At 63.8% G+C, this 20,406-nt stretch carries 18 protein-coding genes and 1 pseudogene; 15 read left to right on the top strand and 4 right to left on the bottom strand.

The window, feature by feature from the left end:
- Positions 1-48: 48 nt before the first annotated feature.
- Positions 49-567 (top strand): GNAT family N-acetyltransferase, encoded by a 519-nt coding sequence (locus LRQ04_RS00575; RefSeq protein WP_235518583.1) that lies wholly within the window; start codon positions 49-51, stop codon positions 565-567.
- Positions 568-580: 13 nt separating this feature from the next.
- On the opposite strand, the gene LRQ04_RS00570 is transcribed toward LRQ04_RS00575, so the two are convergent.
- A complete protein-coding gene (locus LRQ04_RS00570) occupies positions 581-1,960 on the bottom strand; it encodes a 6-phospho-beta-glucosidase (protein WP_235517082.1) in 1,380 nt (459 codons plus the stop codon).
- Between the two features lie 46 nt (positions 1,961-2,006).
- Between LRQ04_RS00570 and LRQ04_RS00565 the strand changes: the two genes are divergently transcribed.
- The 6 genes from LRQ04_RS00565 (at position 2,007) to tsaD (ending at position 7,287) form a co-directional block, all read left to right on the top strand.
- The gene (locus tag LRQ04_RS00565; protein ID WP_235517079.1) at positions 2,007-3,101 is read left to right on the top strand and encodes a carbohydrate kinase family protein; all 1,095 of its coding nucleotides are present in this window, start codon (positions 2,007-2,009) and stop codon (positions 3,099-3,101) included.
- A gap of 68 nt (positions 3,102-3,169) precedes the next feature.
- A complete protein-coding gene (gene alr, locus LRQ04_RS00560) occupies positions 3,170-4,420 on the top strand; it encodes an alanine racemase (protein WP_235517077.1) in 1,251 nt (416 codons plus the stop codon).
- Positions 4,417-5,001: a tRNA (adenosine(37)-N6)-threonylcarbamoyltransferase complex ATPase subunit type 1 TsaE gene (gene tsaE, locus LRQ04_RS00555; RefSeq protein ID WP_235517072.1), complete on the top strand. Its 585-nt coding sequence runs from the start codon at positions 4,417-4,419 to the stop codon at positions 4,999-5,001. The genes alr and tsaE overlap by 4 nt, the downstream gene beginning before the upstream one ends.
- Positions 5,001-5,672, top strand: a complete 672-nt coding sequence (gene tsaB / locus LRQ04_RS00550) for a tRNA (adenosine(37)-N6)-threonylcarbamoyltransferase complex dimerization subunit type 1 TsaB (RefSeq protein WP_235517067.1) — start codon at positions 5,001-5,003, stop codon at positions 5,670-5,672. Before tsaE ends, tsaB begins: the two co-directional genes overlap by 1 nt.
- A 14-nt stretch (positions 5,673-5,686) precedes the next feature.
- Positions 5,687-6,157, top strand: coding sequence for a ribosomal protein S18-alanine N-acetyltransferase (gene rimI, locus LRQ04_RS00545; RefSeq protein ID WP_235518581.1), 471 nt, complete (start codon positions 5,687-5,689; stop codon positions 6,155-6,157).
- Entirely contained in the window at positions 6,154-7,287 is a 1,134-nt protein-coding gene (tsaD, locus tag LRQ04_RS00540) for a tRNA (adenosine(37)-N6)-threonylcarbamoyltransferase complex transferase subunit TsaD (protein WP_235517065.1), read from the top strand. Before rimI ends, tsaD begins: the two co-directional genes overlap by 4 nt.
- 59 nt (positions 7,288-7,346) lie before the next feature.
- On the opposite strand, the gene LRQ04_RS00535 is transcribed toward tsaD, so the two are convergent.
- Positions 7,347-8,498, bottom strand: coding sequence for a glutamate--cysteine ligase (locus LRQ04_RS00535; RefSeq protein WP_235517064.1), 1,152 nt, complete (start codon positions 8,496-8,498; stop codon positions 7,347-7,349).
- Positions 8,499-8,680: 182 nt separating this feature from the next.
- Between LRQ04_RS00535 and LRQ04_RS00530 the strand changes: the two genes are divergently transcribed.
- Genes LRQ04_RS00530 through LRQ04_RS00520 form a run of 3 tightly spaced genes read left to right on the top strand, consistent with a single transcriptional unit; the run spans position 8,681 to position 10,836 of the window.
- The gene (locus tag LRQ04_RS00530) at positions 8,681-9,832 is read left to right on the top strand and encodes a GTP-binding protein (RefSeq protein WP_235517063.1); all 1,152 of its coding nucleotides are present in this window, start codon (positions 8,681-8,683) and stop codon (positions 9,830-9,832) included.
- 29 nt (positions 9,833-9,861) lie between these two features.
- Complete coding sequence (gene ykgO / locus LRQ04_RS00525) at positions 9,862-9,984, top strand: type B 50S ribosomal protein L36 (protein ID WP_011775528.1); 123 nt, start codon at positions 9,862-9,864, stop codon at positions 9,982-9,984.
- A gap of 39 nt (positions 9,985-10,023) precedes the next feature.
- Positions 10,024-10,836 carry a shikimate 5-dehydrogenase gene (locus LRQ04_RS00520; protein ID WP_235517059.1) on the top strand — a complete coding sequence of 271 codons (813 nt, stop codon included), beginning with the start codon at positions 10,024-10,026 and terminating at the stop codon, positions 10,834-10,836.
- A gap of 3 nt (positions 10,837-10,839) precedes the next feature.
- Here the strand turns inward: LRQ04_RS00520 and LRQ04_RS00515 are convergent, their stop codons facing one another.
- Complete coding sequence (locus LRQ04_RS00515; RefSeq protein ID WP_235517058.1) at positions 10,840-12,066, bottom strand: class I SAM-dependent methyltransferase; 1,227 nt, start codon at positions 12,064-12,066, stop codon at positions 10,840-10,842.
- Between the two features lie 67 nt (positions 12,067-12,133).
- Between LRQ04_RS00515 and LRQ04_RS00510 the strand changes: the two genes are divergently transcribed.
- From LRQ04_RS00510 to groL, 3 genes are all read left to right on the top strand, one after another.
- Positions 12,134-12,496, top strand: a complete 363-nt coding sequence (locus tag LRQ04_RS00510) for a hypothetical protein (protein WP_235517056.1) — start codon at positions 12,134-12,136, stop codon at positions 12,494-12,496.
- A gap of 192 nt (positions 12,497-12,688) precedes the next feature.
- Positions 12,689-12,985, top strand: coding sequence for a co-chaperone GroES (gene groES / locus LRQ04_RS00505; RefSeq protein ID WP_011775524.1), 297 nt, complete (start codon positions 12,689-12,691; stop codon positions 12,983-12,985).
- 84 nt (positions 12,986-13,069) lie between these two features.
- Positions 13,070-14,683, top strand: a complete 1,614-nt coding sequence (gene groL, locus LRQ04_RS00500; protein WP_235517053.1) for a chaperonin GroEL — start codon at positions 13,070-13,072, stop codon at positions 14,681-14,683.
- A gap of 363 nt (positions 14,684-15,046) precedes the next feature.
- Here the strand turns inward: groL and LRQ04_RS20680 are convergent.
- Positions 15,047-15,588: pseudogene (locus LRQ04_RS20680) on the bottom strand (DUF389 domain-containing protein).
- Between the two features lie 621 nt (positions 15,589-16,209).
- Between LRQ04_RS20680 and LRQ04_RS00490 the strand changes: the two are divergent.
- Complete coding sequence (locus LRQ04_RS00490; RefSeq protein ID WP_235517051.1) at positions 16,210-18,309, top strand: acyltransferase family protein; 2,100 nt, start codon at positions 16,210-16,212, stop codon at positions 18,307-18,309.
- Complete coding sequence (locus LRQ04_RS00485) at positions 18,306-20,387, top strand: acyltransferase family protein (protein WP_235517042.1); 2,082 nt, start codon at positions 18,306-18,308, stop codon at positions 20,385-20,387. The genes LRQ04_RS00490 and LRQ04_RS00485 overlap by 4 nt, the downstream gene beginning before the upstream one ends.
- The last annotated feature ends 19 nt before the right edge of the window (positions 20,388-20,406 follow it).

Below are 20,406 nucleotides of genomic sequence, written 5' to 3'. Positions count from 1 at the left end.
GCCATGGCCGAGCTGAAGCAACCCCGCTATGTGGACAACGCTGCTAGCGTGGCCGCTGTGACCGATGAACAGACTTTCGATATTCGAGAAGCAACAGCAGCGGACTGGCCCGGCATCTGGGCCGTGCTGGAACCCGTTATCCGGGACGGTGAAACCTTCACCTGGGACCGTGACACCCCGGAAGAGACAGCGCGGGCCAAATGGTTCAAGGAGGCTCCGGGACAGACCTTCGTGGCCGTCGACCGGGGGAGCGGCGAGGTGCTGGGCACCGGCGAATTCCATGCGAACCAGGGCGGTGGTGGCAGCCACGTGGCCAACGCCGGGTACATGGTGGGGGCCAAGCACTCCGGCAAGGGCATTGCCCGGGCCCTGTGTGCGTACTCGTTGGCGGAAGCCAAGGCAGCCGGCTTCTACGCCATGCAGTACAACGCCGTGGTGGAGAGCAACGTCCGCGCGGTCTGGCTCTGGCAATCCATGGGATTCACCATCCTCGCCACCGTGCCTGAAGCGTTCAACCACCCCGAGATCGGGTACGTCGGACTGCACGTGATGTACCGGAAACTCTAGGACCACAGAAACTTTAGGACCACAGCCCCCGCAGTTCCCGGAAAGCCTGCTCGTACCGATCCAACAGTTCCTTCCCCAGTGATGCGGAACCCACCAGCGGATGGGCCGCGAAGGCCCGTACGGCGGATTCCCGGTCGCCCTCCCTGACAGCACGAATGGTCAGTTTCTCCACCTCCTTGACGCGTTTCATCAAAGTGAGGAACTGCCTGCCGGGACGCTCCTGCGCAAGCGGCAGGGCGCCGTCGGGCGTTACCTCGCAGGGAACCTCGACGACGGCGTCCCCGGGAAGGCCGGGCACCGCACCATCCGCTGTGGCCGGGCCACCGGCGGCAGACACCGGAGAGTTGGGAACGTTCAGGATCAACTGGGTCCTCCCGCCCCCGAAAAGGGCTTTCATGAGGGCCAGCGCCACCCGCTCGTAGCCGCCACCGGCCAGGTCTTCCTCATCCCGTTGTTCGCCGTGGGTGCGGGCTTCGGCCAAATAGCCTTCCTCCCGGGACCGTCGAGCGGCATCCCACAGCGCGTAGGCGTGGTCGGAGCCCACCAACGCCGGGTACAGCGAGCGTTGCTGCTGGTGGATGGAGGTGCCCCGGGTTTCCTGTTGGGCCCTGATGGCGTCAGTGGCCTGCGCGGTTCGGTAGTAGTAGTAAAGGTATTCGTTGGGAAGGCAGCCGAGCCTCTTCAGGACCTTGCGGCCGAACAGCCGGCCCTCTTCCATGGACCCAAGGGCCCTCTCGTCGTCGAGCAGGCCGGGCAACAGGTCAGTCCCGTCCGGAGCCAGCCGGTATAGCCAGCCGAGGTGGTTCAGCCCAAAGTAGCCCACGCCGTCGAGCATTCCGTCCTTCAGCGGCGCCCCTGCGGCGCGGGCCGCCCGCTGCACCAGGCCGCCAGCGGAATCGCAGATCCCGATCACCCGCCCGCCCAGCACTGGACGCAGCGCCTCGGTGACCATCCCGGCGGGGTTGGTGAAATTGATCAGCCACGCATCCGGACAGTGGCGACGCATGGCCTCTGCCAGTTCAAGCATCCCGGGAATGGAGCGCAGCGCATAGGAAATACCACCCGCCCCGGTGGTCTCCTGCCCCAACAGACCCAAGTCCAGGGCAACGCGCTCGTCGGCGATCCGGCCCGCCGTTCCGCCGGGGCGCATCGCCGCGAACACCACATCCGTACCTTCAAGTGCCTGTGCCAGGTCCGTTGAAACCACGACGTCGGGCCGGGAACCCGCCGCGGTGGGCATGTCGCGGAGTACGGCCTCAATGGCCGCAACCCGCAACGGGTCGACGTCGTAAAGCACCAGTGAGTCCACAAGCCCCGCGAAGGGGCCCGCGCACAACGCCCTGTACACCAGGGGAACCCGGAATCCGCCACCACCGGCGATCATGAGCCGCATGGTCCGAGTCTATGCAGCCCGGAGGGTGCAGCGTAGTCTGCCGTGCATGGACGCTATGCCCCAGCGACGATACGATCCCCTTGCCGCCGTCAGGTCTGACGGCGATCACCAATGCGACCTCCTTCTGACCGGCACGGTGTTCCAGGACATTATTTTCACGGGCTTGCCGCATGCACCTGAACCCGGCACGGAAGTCTGGAGCGAAGGCATGGGAAGCTGCCCGGGCGGCGTGGCCAACCAGGCCATCGCCGCCGCAAGGCTGGGACTGCGGACCAACCTTGCCGCGACCTTCGGGGACGACGGCTACGGCGACTACAACTGGCAGATATTGGAGAGCCAGGAACACGTGGACCTGTCCCTGTCCAGGAGAATTCCAGGCTGGCACTCTCCGGTCACGGTGTCCATGTGCGTGAACCAGGACAGGTCCATGGTGACCCACGGCCACCCGGCTCCCATCAGTGCATCCGAACTGATGGGGCAGCCACCCAAGGCGCTCGCCGCCGTCGCGGACCTCGGCGAGGAACTGGAGCCGTGGATGATGGCCGCGAAGACAGCGGGAACCAAACTCTTCGGCGTCGTGGGGTGGGACCCCACCGGTGAATGGTCCGAGCGCCGGCTCGAACAACTCGGGAACTTCCATGCCTTCCTGCCCAATGCGCCCGAAGCGATGGCGTTCACCGGCAAGGCAGACCCGTGGGCTGCCCTGTACTCGCTGGCCGACAGGGTGCCCGTCGCAGTGGTGACCCTTGGGCCGCAAGGAGCTGTGGCAGTGGATTCGGAAACCGGGGAAGAGGAGTGGGTTCCGTCCCTGCCGGTTTCTGCTTCCGACCCTACGGGCGCCGGGGATTGTTTTGGGGCGGCCTTCATTGTGGGCTGCCTTGCGGGATGGACGCTGGGGGACAGGCTGCGCTTTGCGAACCTCTGTGCCTCGCTGGCAGTCCAGGAAGTCGGAGGATCGCTGGCTGCGCCCGGATGGGGTGACATCGCCGATTGGTGGCACCGGGCAAACGCGCGTAAGGAGCGTCAATCCAGCCAGTGGGTCCGTCGCTTCGCGTTCCTGGAACCGATCGTCAAGGACATCCCGGCGGAGGCGCAACGGCGGGCACGCGCCACCATCGCGCACCTCTCCGACGCGCAGTAGCCACAAAGCCACCCTCCGCGGCCCACCGCAGTTAACCCGAATTCACTGGCACCACTAGAATCTCTAGGGTGACTTACGAAGCAGCAGCAGATATCGGGATCGGATCCAAGGCCTCCGTAACAAGGTCGGCCCTGCTGGAACGTTCGGCTGTGATCGATCTCGACGCTGTGCGGCACAATGTCCGCCAGTTCGTCGCCATCGCCTCGCCGGCCTCCGTGATGGCGGTGGTCAAGGCTGACGCCTACGGCCACGGTGCCGTCCAAGTGGCCCGCGCCGCCCTCGACGCCGGAGCGGCCTGGCTCGGTGTGGCGCACATTTCCGAGGCGCTCGCCTTGCGCGCTGCCGGGGTGGATGCGCCGCTGCTGGCTTGGCTGCACACCCGCGAAAGCAACTTCCAAGCGGCAGTCGCCGCCGGCGTCGACGTCGGAATTTCCGGCTGGGAGCTGGACGCAGTGGTCGCTGCTGCCCGGGAACAGGAACGGCCGGCTCGGGTGCACCTGAAGGTGGACACCGGGCTTGGCCGCAACGGCTGCACCATTGAGGACTGGGACCAGTTGGTGGGTCAGGCAATGGACTACCAGGACCAGGGGCTTCTGCGCGTTGTGGGTATTTTCTCGCACCTTGCCGTGGCCGACGAACCGCACCGTCCTGAAACCGATGAGCAACTCACTGTCTTCCGTGAGGCGATCGCCATGGCCGAGGACGCAGGCGTGGACACCGAGGTCCGCCACATCGCCAACACGCCCGCCACGCTGTCCCGCCCCGACTCGCATTTCGACCTTGTCCGTGTGGGTCTTGGCGTGTACGGGCTCTCGCCGTTCGAGGGCGCCACGTCCGCTGACCTTGGATTGCATCCGGCAATGACGGTCCGCACGCTGCTGTCCAATTGCAAGAAGGTCCCCGAAGGCCAGGGAGTGTCGTACGGGCTGAACTACCGCACCACCGGGGAGAGCACGCTGGGTTTGGTGCCGCTGGGCTACGCAGACGGTGTCCCTCGGATTGCCACTGGCGGCCCTGTGCGCGTCAACGGTACCAACTACCCCGTGGTGGGCAGGATCGCCATGGACCAGATGGTGATCGATCTTGGCCCCATGACAGTCGAGGACGCCAATGCCCTCAAGGGTGCGGAAGCTGTCATGTTCGGTGACGGCGCCGACGGTGGTCCGACGGCGGATGATTGGGCAGCCGCAGCAAGCACCAACAACTACGAGATTGTCACCCGCATCAGTTCCCGGGTTCCGCGCAGCTACGTCAACGAGCTCGCCACCGGTCCAGCGGCACCTGCAGGTGCCGTCGACGCCGAAACGGCGGCGCTGTGAACCAACCCCAGTGGGAACGCACAGTCAAGGTAACGACGGCGGACCAGACCCACGCTCTGGCGGCGGCCCTTGGTGGGGTGCTTGAAGCGGGGGACCTCCTGGTGCTGACCGGTGAACTGGGTGCAGGCAAAACCACGTTTACCCAAGGACTCGGGGAAGGGCTGGGCGTCCGCGCAGGAATCATCTCGCCCACTTTCGTTCTGGTTCGGATCCACCCGAACCTTCCTGATGGTCCCAGGCCCGGTGGTCCGGATCTGGTCCACGTGGATGCGTACAGGCTCGACTCGGCCGCGGAGGTGGACGACATCGATCTCGAGAACACCATGGACTCCGCTGTCACGGTGGTGGAGTGGGGGAGGGACCGGGTGGAGCATCTCTCCGAGAGCCGCCTGGAAGTCGATTTGCACAGGTCCGTGGGCGGCAACAGTGCCGCAGAGACCGGCGGCGTCCTGGATTTTGATACCGAGGACGACGACGAGTCCCGCACCATTGTGTTCCGGGGCTTTGGTCCCCGCTGGACCGTAGCACCTGGCCTGCTGGACGAAGCGGGATCCCACCCTGCCGAAGAAGGAGGCAACTGATGCTGATCCTGGCCATTGACACCTCCGCTGTTGCCAGCGCGGCCCTGATCTCCGATGATGCCATGGAAGGCGTGGTGGATTCCTTCGCCACCGAGGACACCCGCAGCCACGCCGAGGTCCTTGCACCGGGCATTGAGAAGCTCCTGGCTGGGGCAGATGTTACCGGAGCTGACATCGATGCGATCGTCACCGGGGTAGGTCCTGGTCCCTTCACTGGGCTGCGTTCCGGTATTGCCACGGCCCGCACCCTCGCATTCGTGTGGAACAAACCGCTGCACGGACTGATGAGCCTGGACGCGATTGCCCTGGAAGTTGCGGAATCCACGGTGTCGGCTTCCGAGTTCCTGGTGGCTACCGACGCCCGGCGCAAAGAGGTCTACTGGGCCCGGTACACCGTGACCGATGGCCGGCTCCCGGAACTCGTGGACGGGCCGCACGTGGGTTTCGCCTCTGAGCTGCCGGACTTGCCCGTGTTTGGGGCAGGCGCAGGTCTGTACGCGGACGTCCTCAGCGCGGACCCGGACTTCGCCGGAACACAGCCCAACGCCGCATCCCTGGGTCAGTTCGCCTTGGCCCGGCTCGCCGCGGGACAGGCGCTCCTCGACTCAACGCCCCTCTATTTGCGGGAATCGGACGCCCAGGTCCCGGGCCCCCGGAAGCGTGCGCTGTGACCGGGTCCGCTGAGATGTTGCTGCGCGACATGACCGAGGCCGATATTCCCGTGGTCGAGGCGTTGGAGCGTCGGTTGTTCCCCGTGGATGCCTGGCCGCTGCAGATGTTCTTCGACGAATTGGCCCAACCCGAAACCCGCCGCTACGTGGTGGCAGAGGTCGGCGGGGAGATCGTGGCGTATGCAGGTCTGATGTGCATCGAGCCCATCGCGGATGTCCAGACGATCGCCGTCGTGCCTGAATTCGAAGGCCAAGGCATTGGCTCGGCGGTCCTGACCGAACTCATCGAGGAGGCGCGGCGCCGTCGGGCAGCCGACGTACTCCTGGAGGTCCGCGCGGACAACCCGCGCGCCCAGAGGCTGTACGTACGTTTCGGGTTCGAACAGATCCACGTCCGCCCGCGCTATTACCGGGATGGCACCGACGCCCTGATCATGCGCCTCCCGCTGACCGATTCCACTTCTTCTGAAGGAGCTCCGGCATGACCGCGACTTTTCCGCAGGAACTGAAGCAGCCGCTGGTACTCGGCATTGAGTCTTCGTGTGATGAAACCGGTGTCGGGATCGTCCGGGGGACCACGTTGCTGACCAACACGGTGTCTTCATCCATGGACGAGCATATGCGCTTCGGTGGTGTCATACCCGAGATCGCTTCCCGCGCCCACCTGGATGCCTTTGTTCCCACGCTGCAGGAATCATTGCATGAAGCCGGTGTCACGCTGGAGGACATCGACGCCATTGCAGTCACGTCAGGACCTGGCCTTGCCGGCGCCCTGATGGTGGGCGTTTGTGCCGCGAAAGCTCTGGCTCTGGCCACCGGCAAGCCGCTGTACGCGATCAACCACCTGGTGGCCCACGTGGGCGTCGGCCTGCTTGATGGAAAGCCCGACGCCGGTGCTGCCGCTGGCTTGGGCGCCGGTCAGTTGCCGGAGAACCTTGGCGCGCTCCTGGTGTCGGGCGGCCACACGGAGATCCTCAGGATCAGGAGCATCACGGACGACGTTGAGCTGCTGGGCTCAACCATCGATGACGCGGCCGGCGAGGCCTACGACAAAGTGGCCCGCATCCTTGGCCTTGGCTATCCCGGTGGCCCTGCCATCGACAAGCTGGCCCGCCAGGGTAATCCGAAATCCATCCGTTTCCCGCGGGGACTGACGCAGCCCAAGTATATGGGGACCGCCGAGGACAAGGGCCCACACCGCTACGACTGGTCGTTCAGTGGACTGAAGACAGCCGTGGCCCGCTGTGTGGAGCAGTTCGAGGCCCGAGGCGAGGAAGTGCCCGTGGCCGACATTGCGGCGGCCTTCCAGGAAGCCGTGGTGGATGTCATCAGTTCCAAGGCGGTCCTTGCCTGCAAGGAGAACGGCATCACTGATGTCCTTTTGGGCGGCGGCGTCGCGGCGAACTCGCGGCTGCGCGAATTGACCCGGCAGCGCTGTACCTCAGCCGGGATCACCCTCCACGTCCCGCCCTTGGACCTGTGTACTGACAACGGCGCCATGGTGGCGGCGTTGGGTTCGCAGTTGATCATGGCGGGCATCGGGCCGAGCGGTCTTGCCTTCGCGCCGGACTCGTCCATGCCGGTCACTTCGGTGTCCCTGCCTGCCCAGGCGTAATCCAGCCCAAAGGGTATTGACCCCGGGGTGTTAACCCAGGCATGCCACCAAGCCGGAAGCTAGGCGTCGGGGCCCTTGCGCATTTGCTGCACCAGGTCCATCACCACTGCTTTCAAGTCGCCGTCATGCTCGGCTGCGACGCGGCGTTGGCGCTGGTAGCTGGCGCCGCGCTCGATGATCCGGAGGACGTCGGCCAGCTCCTCGGAGCAGCCCAGCTTGGCAGCTACCGGTTCCAGCCGGGCTACTGTTTCCGCGAGGTGCTCGGTGACGAGCTGTTCGTTGCCGTCGGCGTCCAGGATGATGATGGCTTCCATGCCGTAGCGGGCGGCACGCCATTTATTCTCCTGCACATGCCAAGGTGGCATGGTGGGAATGCTGCCGCCGGCGTCCAGGATGGAGGAAAATTCGTCCACCAGGCACTGGGTCAGTGCAGCGATGGCTCCAACTTCTTCGAGGGTGGCAAGGCCATCGCAGATGCGCATTTCGATGGTGCCCAGGTTGGCGACCGGCCGGATATCCCATCGGATTTCCGAGGTGGCGTCGATAACCCCAGTGGTGAACATGTCCTGGACGTAGGACTCGTAGGCCTCCCAGGTTTCGAACTGGAAGGGCAGCCCGGCCGTGGGAAGCTGCTGGAACATCAGGGCCCGCTGGGAGGCGTAACCAGTTTCCTCGCCTGCCCAGTAGGGGCTGGAGGCAGACAATGCCTGGAAATGCGGGAAGTAATTGACCAGGCCATCGAGGATGGGCAGGACTTTGTCCCGGCGATCGATGCCCACGTGGACGTGGACGCCGTAGATGACCATTTGGCGTCCCCACCATTGGGTCCGCTCAATGAGCTTCGCGTAGCGCTCTTTGTCGGTGACAGGCTGGAGCAGGGGAGGGCTGAAGGGGTGGCTGCCTGCGCAGAACACCTCAACGCCCATGGGGTCGGTGACTTCGCGGACAGCTGCAAGGGAGCGGCTGAGGTCCTCTTTGGCGTCCTTGACCGTTTCGCAGATCCCGGTGACAAGCTCGACGGTATTCAGCAGCAGTTCGCGCTTGATATGGGGGTGTTCGTCGTCCTCGTTGAGGTCCGGGTGGTTCGCGGCGACGCCCTTCAGGACATCGTTTGCGACCGATACCAGTTCCCCGGTGCGTGCATTGACGAGCGCCAACTCCCATTCCACACCCAGTGTCGACTGCCTGGATGGCGCAAAATCAATCTGCACGTAGTCCCCTCAATTTGTACTTTCCGGCCTTGTGTTGTGTCAGCCGGACACGATTCCCCGCTGCGGGGCCGCCAGCGGTCGAATCAAGTCTAATGCAGCCGGAACACCCGTGATATCGAGGGGCTCAGGCCCACAATGAGCCGTTATTTGCTAAGTAGAATCATTCTCATTAGTATGAACGCATGCATCTCACAGTCGTCAGTTCCCTCGACAGCCAATGCCGAGAAGCAGCCACGGGGAGGTTGGGTCGAACCCACGCCAACTCGGCAGTGGTTCTCCATGACCTGCTGGATGGTTCGCTGGTCCTGCGCAGGGTTTACCGGGATGGACGCCTGGTTGAACGCGAAACGACAGTCCTGGAGCACGGCTGCCTCAGCTGCACCGTTCGGCTCGATGTCGTACCGACGGCGGAACGCCTCGCCGAATGCGGCTTCGACCATGTTGTGCTTGGCTTGCCGCCGGGCGTCGCCGCCGGGATGGCAGTTGCCGAGCTTCGCCAGGGGCTCAGCCGCCCGGCTGTCATCGACAATGCCGTGTTGGCGTTGGATCCCGCAGACCTCGATGACCACATCTGGGACCGCCACACCTTGTTCGAGTCCGGCTTCACGTCCATGCCGCAGGATGACCGCACCAGCGGCGAGTTCCTTATCGGGGAGTTCGGCAACGTGGACACGGTCATGGTGTATCCGGGCCTGGGCGCAACGTTGACAGGGGCCCACCCTGAAGGATCGGCGTCATGGGCGACCGGCATGGAATTGCTCGTCGAATTGGCACCGCATGCCGCTGCCGTCGGCGCGGCCGACCCCTACCGTCCGGGCTGCTTCGACCAGGCTGAAACCGCGGCACGTAACCGGCCCGGCGTCGTCCGTGTGGCGGCGAGCGAAACACCAGGTTCCTTCCGCACGGTGCTTCACAAAGCGAGCCGCCCACTGCATCCGGGCCGCTTCCGTGATGCACTGCCACGGTTGGCCGCGGGTACGCATTGGATGCGTGGCCGGCTATGGATTGCCTCTGCTCCCGCCACACGGATCGCCGTCCAGGGAATCGGACCGAGGGTTTGGCTCGAAAGCACGGGGAAGTGGCTCGCGGATTCGGCCGATGTGGCGCCCGCTGGCACGTCCGCAGGCAAGCCGGGTCCCGACGTCGACTCCGTCCTTGACTGGCATCCGAGCCACGGCGACCGCGGCACGGTATTGGCGATGACCGGGCGCTCGGAAGATATTGATGCCCGCGTAATCCGCGGGCTCCTGGACGAATGCCAACTGACGGAGGCGGAAATGGAACTGGACTTTGGCGTCTGGGACGATCCCCTGGAACTCAGCGACGCCCTCTAAGCCGCACCACCAACAAAAGGAGAAACACCATGAAGGTCAGGAACTCACTGCGTGCGCTCAAGAAGATCCCCGGAGCGCAGATCGTCCGGAGGCGTGGACGCACGTTCGTCATCAACAAGAACAACCCGCGGATGAAGGCGCGGCAGGGCTGATCCCGGTGCTGGGCCGACAAGCCGTTGTTTAATGGGTGGATGCCCATCCTGAACAAAGACATGTCCCTGTGCATTTCGCTCGCGGCCCGGCCCAGCAACATCGGCACCCGGTTCCACAATTATTTGTACGATCTGCTCGGCTTGAACTTTGTCTATAAGGCGTTCGCGCCAGCTGACATCACCCTCGCGGTGGCGGGCATCCGCGGTCTCCCCATCCGGGGCGCCGCGGTGTCCATGCCCTACAAGGAAGCCGTCATCCCGCTGGTTGACGTGATGGATCCGTCGGCCAAAGCCATTGATTCGGTGAACACCATCGTGAACGACGACGGTGTCCTCACCGCCTACAACACCGACTACATCGCCATAGCGCGGCTCTTGAAGGACCATGAGGTCCCCAGCAGCCACACCGTGCTCCTCCGTGGAGCGGGCGGCATGGCCAAGGCCGTCGCGGCAGCGCTACGCGACGCGGGCTTCACCGCCGTCACCATCGTGGCCCGTAATGAAACCGCCGGCCGCGCCCTCGCCGACCTCTACGGTTTCGGCTGGCAGGACGACGTCAACGGAGCCACCGCGGATCTCATCATCAACGTCACACCCTTGGGGATGGCCGGCGCGGATGAAACCGCCCAGTCCTTTGACGATGCCACCATCGCCGCCGCGCAGGTGGTATTCGACGTCGTTGCGCTGCCTTCCGAGACGCCGCTTATCACCGCTGCGCGTTCAGCCGGCAAACCGGTGATCACGGGCGCCGAAGTCATCGCCATCCAGGCCGAAGAACAATTCGTCCTCTACACAGGGGTGCGTCCGACCCCCGGCCAGGTGCGCGAAGCTTCTGAATTCTCGCGCCGCTGACTGCTATGCAGTGACCGGCTCCACCACGACAGCCACTCGCTCCTCGCCGATCCTGGTGAGGACCAGGGTGGCTGTTTTCGCTTGGCCCTTGCCGGGCTTGGCGGGAAGCAACTGCTTCCGCAGCTCTTCTGGGGTGACTGCCGTACCGCGTTTCTTGATGTCCAGCACAGTGATGCCGTTGGTCTTCACCCAGGCTTTCAGGGCCTTGACGTTGTACGGCATGACTTCAAGCACTTTGTAGGCGCGGGCGAACGGGGTGTCGTGTAACGCCGGGGCGCAGATGTAGGCGATGTGCTCGTCCACCAAGTGACCGCCGAGGCGTTCAGCGACATCGGCCACCAGGCCCGCGCGGATCACCGCCCCATCCGGTTCGTACAGGAATCCTTCCACCGGACCGACGGCGGCTACCGGACCGCCGTCGAAATCCTCGCCGCTGGTGATTTCGGCAGCGCCCTGGCTGCCGAGGACCAGCGCTGCGCGCCGTACCCCGGGGCGCGCCACCGCGTTGAACCACAGCGTGACCTCGGTGACATCGCCGCCGACGGAAACCCACTGAGCTTCGCAACCTGCGGGCACCGAATCGTGCGGGATGCCCGGACCCATCTTGACGCCAACGGCGCGGCCCGTGGCAGCCAGGTTTTCCACGAACGACAAAGGGGGAGAGAAGGCCTCGGGGTCCCAGATCCGCTTTGTTCCGGAGGTGGAGGTGGTGCGTCGGGCGGGATCCAGCCACACTCCATCGATACCGTCCAGCTCAACGGAGGTAGCGTCCGCATGGACCACTGTGGCGTGCGGGAAGGGGATCAGGTTGATCGTGGCGCAGGCAGCAGTCGTCTCGTCCATCTCCACGGCAGTCACGGCGATGTCCATGGACGCCATGGCCATCGAGTCAGCTCCCAGGCCGCAACCGAGGTCCGCGACATGCGAAACGCCGGCTTGTGCAAAGCGCTCGGCGTGCCGGGCGGCGACGTTCAACCGGGTCGCCTGCTCCAACCCGGCCTGGGTGAACAGCATTTGGCGGGCAAATTCGCCGAACTTGGCCTCTGCCCGGGTGCGGAGGCGGGACTGCGTCAGGACGGCAGCGACGAGTTCGGGGGAGTGGCCCGCTTTCCGGAGGTCGGCGTTGACGCTGAAAGCGGCGGCTTCTTTGTAAGGCCCAAGTGAGGCAAGAAGTTCCCATCCTTCGGTGGTCAGCAAGGGCGCGATCTGTTCCTGCGGTGCGTGAGGCATGGGATCAAGCCTAACGTCGCAGGATATGACAGCGTGACTTGGGAATCAGCCAGATAGGGTTGTTTTCATGGAAGACAACGCAGCCGCACAGCCGTCCCGCATCACCAGATATGCCCGTCCCGCACTTATTGCGGGCATCGTGATAGCCGTGGTCTGCATAGCCCTGCTCATCATCATCCTTGCCCTGGACTCCTTCAATGCTGCCGCGTACTCCGTCACCGGCAAGAGTGTCAACGATGCCACTGACGAGGCGCGGGAGATCCGTGACCTCTACAGCGGCGCCTGGATGGGCGGGATCATCGGCTTGGTGATTTCCGGCGTCGTGGCTGTCCTGTCCGCAGTGGTGCTGTACCGGAACCGCGGCAATGCCCCCGTGGATGGGGACGACGACGGCGAGGACTACGGCCTGGACGACCTCACCGGCAGGTGACCGGAGTTCACCCATGACGAAATGCTGGCACTCACCTTGACCGAGTGCTAACGCTTACATAGAGTCTTATTAGCACTCTCCCCCGGAGGGTGCTAACCACGCCAGGCGTTCCTCCGGCACCGCGACGACGGTTGCACGCCCCGGCACCCCAGTTCTTAGTCCATGAATCAGCTCATGAAAAGGAGAGTCCGAGTGTCGGTCTCGATTAAGCCTCTTGAGGATCGTATTGTTGTTCGCCCGCTCGAAGCAGAGCAGACCACGGCTTCCGGCCTGGTTATTCCGGACTCCGCACAGGAGAAGCCGCAGGAAGGCGAAGTTGTTGCAATCGGCCCCGGCCGCTTCGATGACAACGGAAACCGCGTACCGGTTGACGTAGCTGTTGGCGACGTCGTCATCTACTCCAAGTACGGTGGAACCGAAGTCAAGACCGGTGGCAACGAGTACCTCGTTCTGTCCGCCCGCGACGTCCTCGCGATCGTCGTAAAGTAACTTCCCGGAGCCCGCACCGCCGCCGCGTTGGAATCATTCCGACCCGTCAGCGGTGCGGGTTTTCTGTCTTGAAAGGACACAACCATGGCAAAGCAGCTTGCTTTTAACGATGCTGCCCGCCGGTCTCTTGAGGCCGGTATCGACAAGCTCGCCAACACTGTCAAGGTGACGCTTGGTCCGCGCGGCCGCAACGTCGTGCTGGACAAGAAGTGGGGCGCTCCCACGATCACCAACGACGGCGTCACCATCGCCCGCGAAGTCGAGCTTGACGACCCCTACGAGAACCTTGGCGCACAGCTGGCCAAGGAAGTAGCCACCAAGACCAACGACGTCGCAGGCGACGGCACCACCACGGCTACCGTGCTGGCCCAGGCCTTGGTCAAGGAAGGCCTGCGCAACGTTGCAGCCGGCGCCGCTCCCGGCGAGATCAAGCGTGGCATTGAGGTTGCGGTTGAAGCCGTGGCTGCCCGCCTCCTGGAGAACGCCCGCGAAGTCGAAGGCACCCAGGTTGCCAACGTTGCCGCTATCTCTGCCCAGAGCGACGAGGTTGGCGAACTGCTGGCCGAAGCTTTCGGCAAGGTGGGCAAAGACGGTGTCATCACCATTGAAGAGTCCTCCACCACGCAGACCGAGCTGGTCCTCACTGAGGGCATGCAGTTCGACAAGGGCTACCTGTCCCCGTACTTCGTCACCGACGCTGAGCGCCAGGAAGCCGTCCTCGAGGACGCCCTCATCCTGATCAACCAGGGCAAGATCTCCTCGCTGCAGGACTTCCTGCCGCTTCTGGAGAAGGCTCTGCAGGCCAACAAGCCGCTCTTCATCATTGCTGAAGACATCGAAGGCGAAGCCCTTTCCACGCTGATCGTCAACCGCATCCGCGGCACGCTCAACGTTGTGGCCGTCAAGGCCCCGGGCTTCGGCGACCGCCGCAAGGCCATGCTCCAGGACATCGCCACGCTCACCGGCGCGCAGGTTGTTTCCCCGGACCTCGGCCTGACCTTGGACTCCGTTGGCCTCGAGGTACTCGGTACCGCACGCCGCATCACGGTCACCAAGGACAACACCACCATCGTGGACGGCGCTGGCTCCGCCCAGGACGTGGCCGACCGCGTTGCACAGCTGCGTGCCGAACTGACCCGGACGGACTCCGACTGGGACAAGGAAAAGCTGCAGGAACGCCTCGCCAAGCTCGCCGGCGGCATCGGTGTGATCAAGGTAGGCGCAGCCACCGAGGTCGAGCTGAAGGAAAAGAAGCACCGCATCGAGGACGCCGTTTCCTCCACGCGTGCAGCCCTTGAAGAAGGCATCGTTTCCGGTGGCGGTTCCGCACTCATCCACGCTCTCAAGGCACTGGACGAGTCGCCGGCCGTCAAGGCGTTGGAAGGTGACGCGGCAGCAGCTGTTGGCATTGTCCGCCGCGCACTGGTTCAGCCGCTCCGCTGGATCGCACAGAACGCCGGCTTCGACGGCTTCGTAGTGACGGCCAAGGTCTCCGAGCTCGAAGCCAACCACGGCTTCAACGCCAAGTCCGGCGAGTACGAGGACCTGATCGCCGCTGGCGTGATCGACCCCGTCAAGGTCACCCGCTCCGCACTCCGCAACGCCGCTTCCATCGCTGCCCTGGTTCTCACCACCGAGACCCTGGTTGCCGAAAAGCCGGCTGAGGACGAAGACGCACACGCAGGTCACCAGCACTAAGCTGTCTGCGCCAAAAACCCCGGCCACGTTGATTCGTGGCCGGGGTTTTTTGCTGTGCGCGCTCTCTCACGTTCCACCCTTTTGGCGGCGACGCTCTCTCACGTCCCGCCTGTTTGGCAGGGACGCTCTCTCAGGTTCTGCCTGTTTGGCGGCGACGCTCTCTCACGTCCCGCCTGTTTGGCAGGGACGCTCTCTCACGTCCCGCCTGTTTGGCAGGGACGCTCTCTCACGTCCCGCCTGTTTGGCAGGGACGCTCTCTTACGTCCTAGGTGTGGGGCAGCGTCGGGCTGAAGGGGGTGGGTTGTGAGTGAGGGTTGGGTTGATGGGGGTGGGTTGTGAGTGAGGGTTGGGCCACAGCCTCGGCTACCCGGGCCGCCGGATGGCACCGAGCCGTCGCGGGGGAGAAGCCGGTCGGCGGCTTGAGGGTGTGCGTTTGCCTATGAGCCGGTAGAACACCAGCACCGCGGCGGCAGCTGCCACGATGCCCACAAGGTTCACGGCCAGTTGCATCGCCGATCCCGCAGCCTTGCTGTACTCACCCAGGACGAGGGCCACAGCAACATAGCCGGCCGCTGGCACAGTGGTGACGGAGATGAAGACTCCCACCAGGGCGGAAGACCTGTGGCTGATCATGGACAGCATCCCCGCAGCGCCGCGAGTGCGGCCACAATCAGCGAGTACGGCCCAGGGTGGTAGATGAACTCCACCGCGGATCCCTGGTCCAGAGCGTCAGCGGGAAACAAACCCAGCGGTACCGACAACCATGCTGCTGCTGCAGTCACGGCCATCGCCACGGGGAACCCGACTCCAAGAGCCAGACAGGAACTCCGTACCAGGCGCCACTTCCGTTCCACCAATCCCACGGACAACGCAGCGAGCGGGCCGAACTCCGGGCCAACCACCATGGCACTCACTATGGCGATGGTGGAATCGGTCACAATTCCGATCGCTGCCAACTGAGCGGCAATGATGAGGAACGCGAGGAAACTCCACGTCAGTTTCGAGTCCTCCCCGGTTTGCCGGGATACCTCGTCCCAGATGACGGAATCGGCGGATTCCCCTGGGGCGGCCGCCTCGGCCTCATCCGCGCGTGCGGACAGGACCAGATCCGGCGAGGAAACTGAGATGGAGCCGAGTTCCGGAAGCTTCAAAATGTGCAGCCTTTGTATCAGCTCTTCGGCGGATTCGCGTGCGATTTGGACTGTTATGACGTCCCCGGGCGGCTCCACGGAGGCTCCCTTGTGTACCGCCGTTTCGGCCGCTCCGTTCTGCTCAAGGCAGCATTCCAGAACCGACTCAGACAATTCCGCCGGCACGCATAGGCGCAGCTGGACGATCATGGTGCTCCCTCCGTTGCTTCAGGCTTCAGCGTAGTTCCCGGGACGGTCCGGGGGGCGCAACGGGCACAGGCGACGCACAGCCAAGACTGGGATAATCCATAGCTGAACCTGAGCTAATGAGGGCCTTGGAACGCAGCCCGGATGACGGACCCAAGTGGGTTGGCGCGGCCGGACCGCGTATGATGGATGCTTTGTGCCACAGCTTTTGAGGAACTGCCTAACGTGACTACGCCAACGATCCCAGCCCCTGCCCGACCCGGCAGGCGGGCTTCGGGACCCGTTGGAAAGTCGAAGTTCCGCCCTGAAATCCAAGGTCTGAGGTCGCTCGCTGTCTTGATGGTGGTGAGCTATCACGTCTGGATCGGGCGGGTCTCCGGGGGCGTGGATGTCTTCCTCCTCATCTCGGCGTTCCTCATGACCCTGCAGTTCACCGGACGCTATAAACAACGCCGGCCGATGGATCTGCTGCGGCACTGGCTGCACCTGTTCCGCCGACTGCTCCCCGCCGTCGTGGTGGTCCTCCTCGCGACACTCGCGGCCAGCTTTGTCTTCCTGCCGGCCACCCGCTGGGTCGAGGTGGTCAACCAAGGGTGGGCCTCGCTGTTCTACTACGAAAACTGGCTCCTGCAGGGCCTCGCGGTTGACTACTACGCTGCGGACCATAGCCTGGCGAGTCCGCTGCAGCACTTCTGGTCGCTGTCCATCCAGGGCCAGGTCTTCATTTTGTGGCCCGCGATCTTCGCCTCCGTAGCGCTCCTGTGCCGGCGCTTCAGCCTGAAATACCGGGCGACGCTCGCCTATGTCTTTGCGATCATCTTCGTTGTCTCCCTGGCTTACTCGATCATATTCACGGCCAATAACCAGGCTGTGGCGTACTTCGATACTTTTGCCCGACTGTGGGAATTCGCGCTGGGAACATTGCTCGCGCTGGTTTTGCCTGGCCTGAACTTCGCCAAGCCGGTCCGCGTCGTCATGGGCTGGATCGGAGTGGCCGCGATGCTCAGTTGCGGGATCCTGCTGCAGGTCCAGACTGCCTTCCCGGGTTTCGTTGCTTTGTGGCCAACGCTTGCCGCAGTCGCGGTGATCGCCGCTGGCCAGACAGGCAGCCGGCTGGGCGTTGACAGGATCCTGAGCTCACGCTTCCTGGTCCGGCTTGGCGACAACTCCTACGCCCTCTACCTTTGGCACTGGCCCATTTTGGTGATCGCCTTGGCTTGGAGCGGCAAGGACCATGCGGGCTGGCTCTCCGGAACACTGATCATCGCCCTGGCTTTGGTCCTGGCCTTCCTCACCACCAAGTACGTTGAGAAGCCGTTCCGGGAATGGAAGTGGCCGGAGGTGAACCGCCGTCGCTCCGCCATTGCTATCGCTGCCTGCCTGGCCGTGGCGTGCGCGCCCCTCCTAGGATTCCAGTACAAGCAGGACCTGGACTTGAAGGCCGCCCAGGCGCAGGCCGCTTTCGATAACCCCGGAGCCCAGGCTCTCCTTCCCGGATATGTGAACCAGGTGGGCGAAAACGCGATGACGCTGCCCACCGCTGAGCAGCTTCCTTCGGACTGGGCGCACCTGACGGAGTCGTGCTCCGGCGAGACCAAACCGGAATCGTCGCTGCTGCTGGAGAACTGCCAGCAAAACAACGTGGGCGATGACGCGACCAAGACCGTGCTGGTTCTTGGCAATTCGCATTCCCAGCAATGGCTGGAGGCTGTTGGGGTGCTGGCTGAGCAACACCATTGGCGGCTTTACGCCATGCTTTACGGCGCCTGCCCCTTCATGACGGATAATCCGGATGCGGACCCGGTGTGCAATGAGTTCAACCGTGAGGTTCGCAGCCACATTGCGGCCCACCCACCGGACGCCGTTTTCATGGTGGGGACCGCGGCGACTCCCTCAACACCGGATGAGCAGCTCACGCACGGGTTTGAGGAACTCATCCCCGAAGTCAACGCCGTTGGTACCCAGGTGATCGCTATGCGCGACAACCCCCGGTTCACCTATAGCCTGACGGATTGTACGCTTTCCAAGGGACCGGACAGCCCTGACTGCCGACCGTTGGAATCGGATGTGCTCGCGGCACAGAGTCCCTTCGACGCCGTCATGGGCAAGTACCAGGATCTTTTCGTGTTGGACATGACCGACCTCATCTGCGACGGAACCTACTGCCCTCCCATCGTGGGAAACACCTTCGTATACCTGGACGACAACCACATGACCAAAACGTATGTAAAGAGCATGGCTGACATGCTCGACGAGAGGTGGTTTGCCGCGACCGGGTGGCAGGAATGATGGAAACCCAGAGCGCCACGACTGCGTCAGGAACCCCGGAAACCACGACGTCGGAACGCCGCTTCCGCCCGGAAGTCCAGGGCCTGCGTGCCTTGGCTGTGGTCATGGTGGCGGCCTACCATATCTGGCTCGGCAAGGTTTCCGGCGGGGTAGACGTTTTCCTGTTGATCTCGGCGTTCCTGTTGACGTTGTCCTTCACCCGCAAAGTTGAGGCTAACCGGCCCTTGCGCCTTGTGGGGCACTGGCTGCACGTTTTCAAGCGTTTGCTGCCAGCCGTCGTCGTGGTGTTGCTGGCGATCCTCGCCGGGACCTGGGCGCTTATCCCGCAGAGCCGTTGGCCCGATGTCCTCACTGAAGCGTGGGCTTCCCTCCTGTACCGGCAAAACTGGCAGCTTGCTGCTTTCGCTGTGGACTACTACGCCCAGCAGCATGTGGATGCCAGCCCGCTCCAGCACTTTTGGTCGCTGTCAGTGCAGGGTCAGGTGTTCATTCTGTGGCCGCTGATCTTCGCCGGCATTGCACTGTTGCAGCCGCATCTTGCCAAACGGTTTCCGGGGCGGAAGGCCGTAAGCCATCGACAACTCCTTTTCGTGGCGTTCGCTGTGGTGTTCGTAGCGTCACTGCTGTTCTCGATCCAGGAGACCTACAGCAACCAGGCCTACGCCTACTTCGACACCCGCGCCCGGCTGTGGGAGTTCGCCCTGGGTTCCTTGCTTGCGCTGGCCCTGCCATACCTGAAACCGGGGCGGAGACTCCGGGTTTTCCTGGGCTGGGCCGGCATCGCAGCCATGCTCTCCTGTGGGCTGCTGCTCACGGTTGACCGTTCCTTCCCGGGCTTCGTGGCACTGTGGCCCACCCTGGCTGCGGCGGCTGTCATTGTCGCGGGGCAGAGCGGCAGCAGGTGGGGTGTTGACCGGATCCTCAGTTCCCGCCCGTTGGTCGCTGTGGGAGGTATTTCCTACGCCCTGTACCTGTGGCACTGGCCCATCCTGGTGTTCTTCCTGCTCGCTTCCGGGACCACCACGCCGAACATCCTGGAAGGTATGGGCATTATGGCCGCCGCCGCAGTGCTTGCGGTGGCCACTACCAGGTACGTCGAGCAACCGTTGCGGCGCTGGAAGTGGCCGGACGTGCGGTCCTGGCGTGCCGCCGTCGTGATTGTCTCCTGCGGCGCGCTGTTGGCGTTGCCGGTCACTGCCTGGCAGGGCGCCATAACTGCAGAGGCAACGGCAATTGCCTCCCAGCCCCATGAGCTGACCCCGGGCGCGGCCGCGCTGTCCCCGGATTATGCGGGTGAGCCGTCGGCGGAGGCCCTCGTCATCCCTGCTCCTGCGGCCATGAAGGATGAGTGGGCGAACGTTGACGGTGAGTGCACCGGGGACAACGTGCCCAGCGATCCTGTGCTTGAGGGCTGCCTCCAGAACGAGGAGCCCGAGGTGGTCACCAAGAGAATTGTCGTGCTGGGGGACTCGCATTCCCAGCAGTACATGGCTGCCCTGGGCCCCATCGCCAAACAGCATGGCTGGGAAGTGGTGACGCTCCTTAAGGGCGGCTGCCGGTTCGGAGCGCAATCGTCGGAGCGGGCCGATTTTTGCAACGAGTTCAACAGGGCAAGCTCCGCTTACGTCCTGGAGCACAAGCCTGATGCCGTGTTCACGGTGGCGTCGCTGACGCACGTGGACGCGCCGTTCGAAACTGAAGTGCCGGGCTACCTTGAGGGCATCAAACCGTTCACGGACCTTGGCATTGACGTGGTGGGCGTCCGGGATAACCCGCGATTCAGTTTCAACATGCCGGAGTGCGTCCAGAAAAAGGGCAAGGATTCGCCCGACTGCAATGTTCCGCTGGAGGAATCTTTGGCAGCATCTTCGCCGTTGGACGACTACGTTGGCAAAGTCGACCGCTTGTTCCTGATGGACATGAGCGACTTCATTTGTGAGCAGGGAACATGCCCGGCAGTCGTGGGCAATGTGTACGTCTACAAGGATGACAACCACCTCAGCAAGACGTACGTGCAGACCATGATCCCGATGTTCGAGCAACGGTTGCTGGCCGCTACCGGCTGGTCTGACAGCTAGCTTTGGCACCGGCCGGCGG

Origin of the sequence: Paenarthrobacter sp. AR 02, from assembly GCF_021538675.1 — a bacterium.
Taxonomy (GTDB): Bacteria; Actinomycetota; Actinomycetes; order Actinomycetales; family Micrococcaceae; genus Arthrobacter.
Note: the sequence above shows the minus strand (reverse complement) of the source record. Positions and strands in the feature narration are given on the sequence as shown.

Excerpts from the sequence above, each read along its gene's own strand:
- tsaB (WP_235517067.1), top strand. The coding sequence starts at position 5,001 with ATGCTGATCCTGGCCATTGACACCTCCGCTGTTGCCAGCGCGGCCCTG.
- groL (WP_235517053.1), top strand. The coding sequence starts at position 13,070 with ATGGCAAAGCAGCTTGCTTTTAACGATGCTGCCCGCCGGTCTCTTGAG.
- LRQ04_RS00530 (WP_235517063.1), top strand. The coding sequence starts at position 8,681 with ATGCATCTCACAGTCGTCAGTTCCCTCGACAGCCAATGCCGAGAAGCA.
- LRQ04_RS00510 (WP_235517056.1), top strand. The coding sequence starts at position 12,134 with ATGGAAGACAACGCAGCCGCACAGCCGTCCCGCATCACCAGATATGCC.
- rimI (WP_235518581.1), top strand. The coding sequence starts at position 5,687 with ATGTTGCTGCGCGACATGACCGAGGCCGATATTCCCGTGGTCGAGGCG.
- LRQ04_RS00485 (WP_235517042.1), top strand. The coding sequence starts at position 18,306 with ATGATGGAAACCCAGAGCGCCACGACTGCGTCAGGAACCCCGGAAACC.
- tsaD (WP_235517065.1), top strand. The coding sequence starts at position 6,154 with ATGACCGCGACTTTTCCGCAGGAACTGAAGCAGCCGCTGGTACTCGGC.
- LRQ04_RS00490 (WP_235517051.1), top strand. The coding sequence starts at position 16,210 with ATGCTTTGTGCCACAGCTTTTGAGGAACTGCCTAACGTGACTACGCCA.
- LRQ04_RS00565 (WP_235517079.1), top strand. The coding sequence starts at position 2,007 with ATGGACGCTATGCCCCAGCGACGATACGATCCCCTTGCCGCCGTCAGG.
- LRQ04_RS00520 (WP_235517059.1), top strand. The coding sequence starts at position 10,024 with ATGCCCATCCTGAACAAAGACATGTCCCTGTGCATTTCGCTCGCGGCC.
- ykgO (WP_011775528.1), top strand. The coding sequence starts at position 9,862 with ATGAAGGTCAGGAACTCACTGCGTGCGCTCAAGAAGATCCCCGGAGCG.
- LRQ04_RS00515 (WP_235517058.1), bottom strand. The coding sequence starts at position 12,066 with ATGCCTCACGCACCGCAGGAACAGATCGCGCCCTTGCTGACCACCGAA.
- LRQ04_RS00570 (WP_235517082.1), bottom strand. The coding sequence starts at position 1,960 with ATGCGGCTCATGATCGCCGGTGGTGGCGGATTCCGGGTTCCCCTGGTG.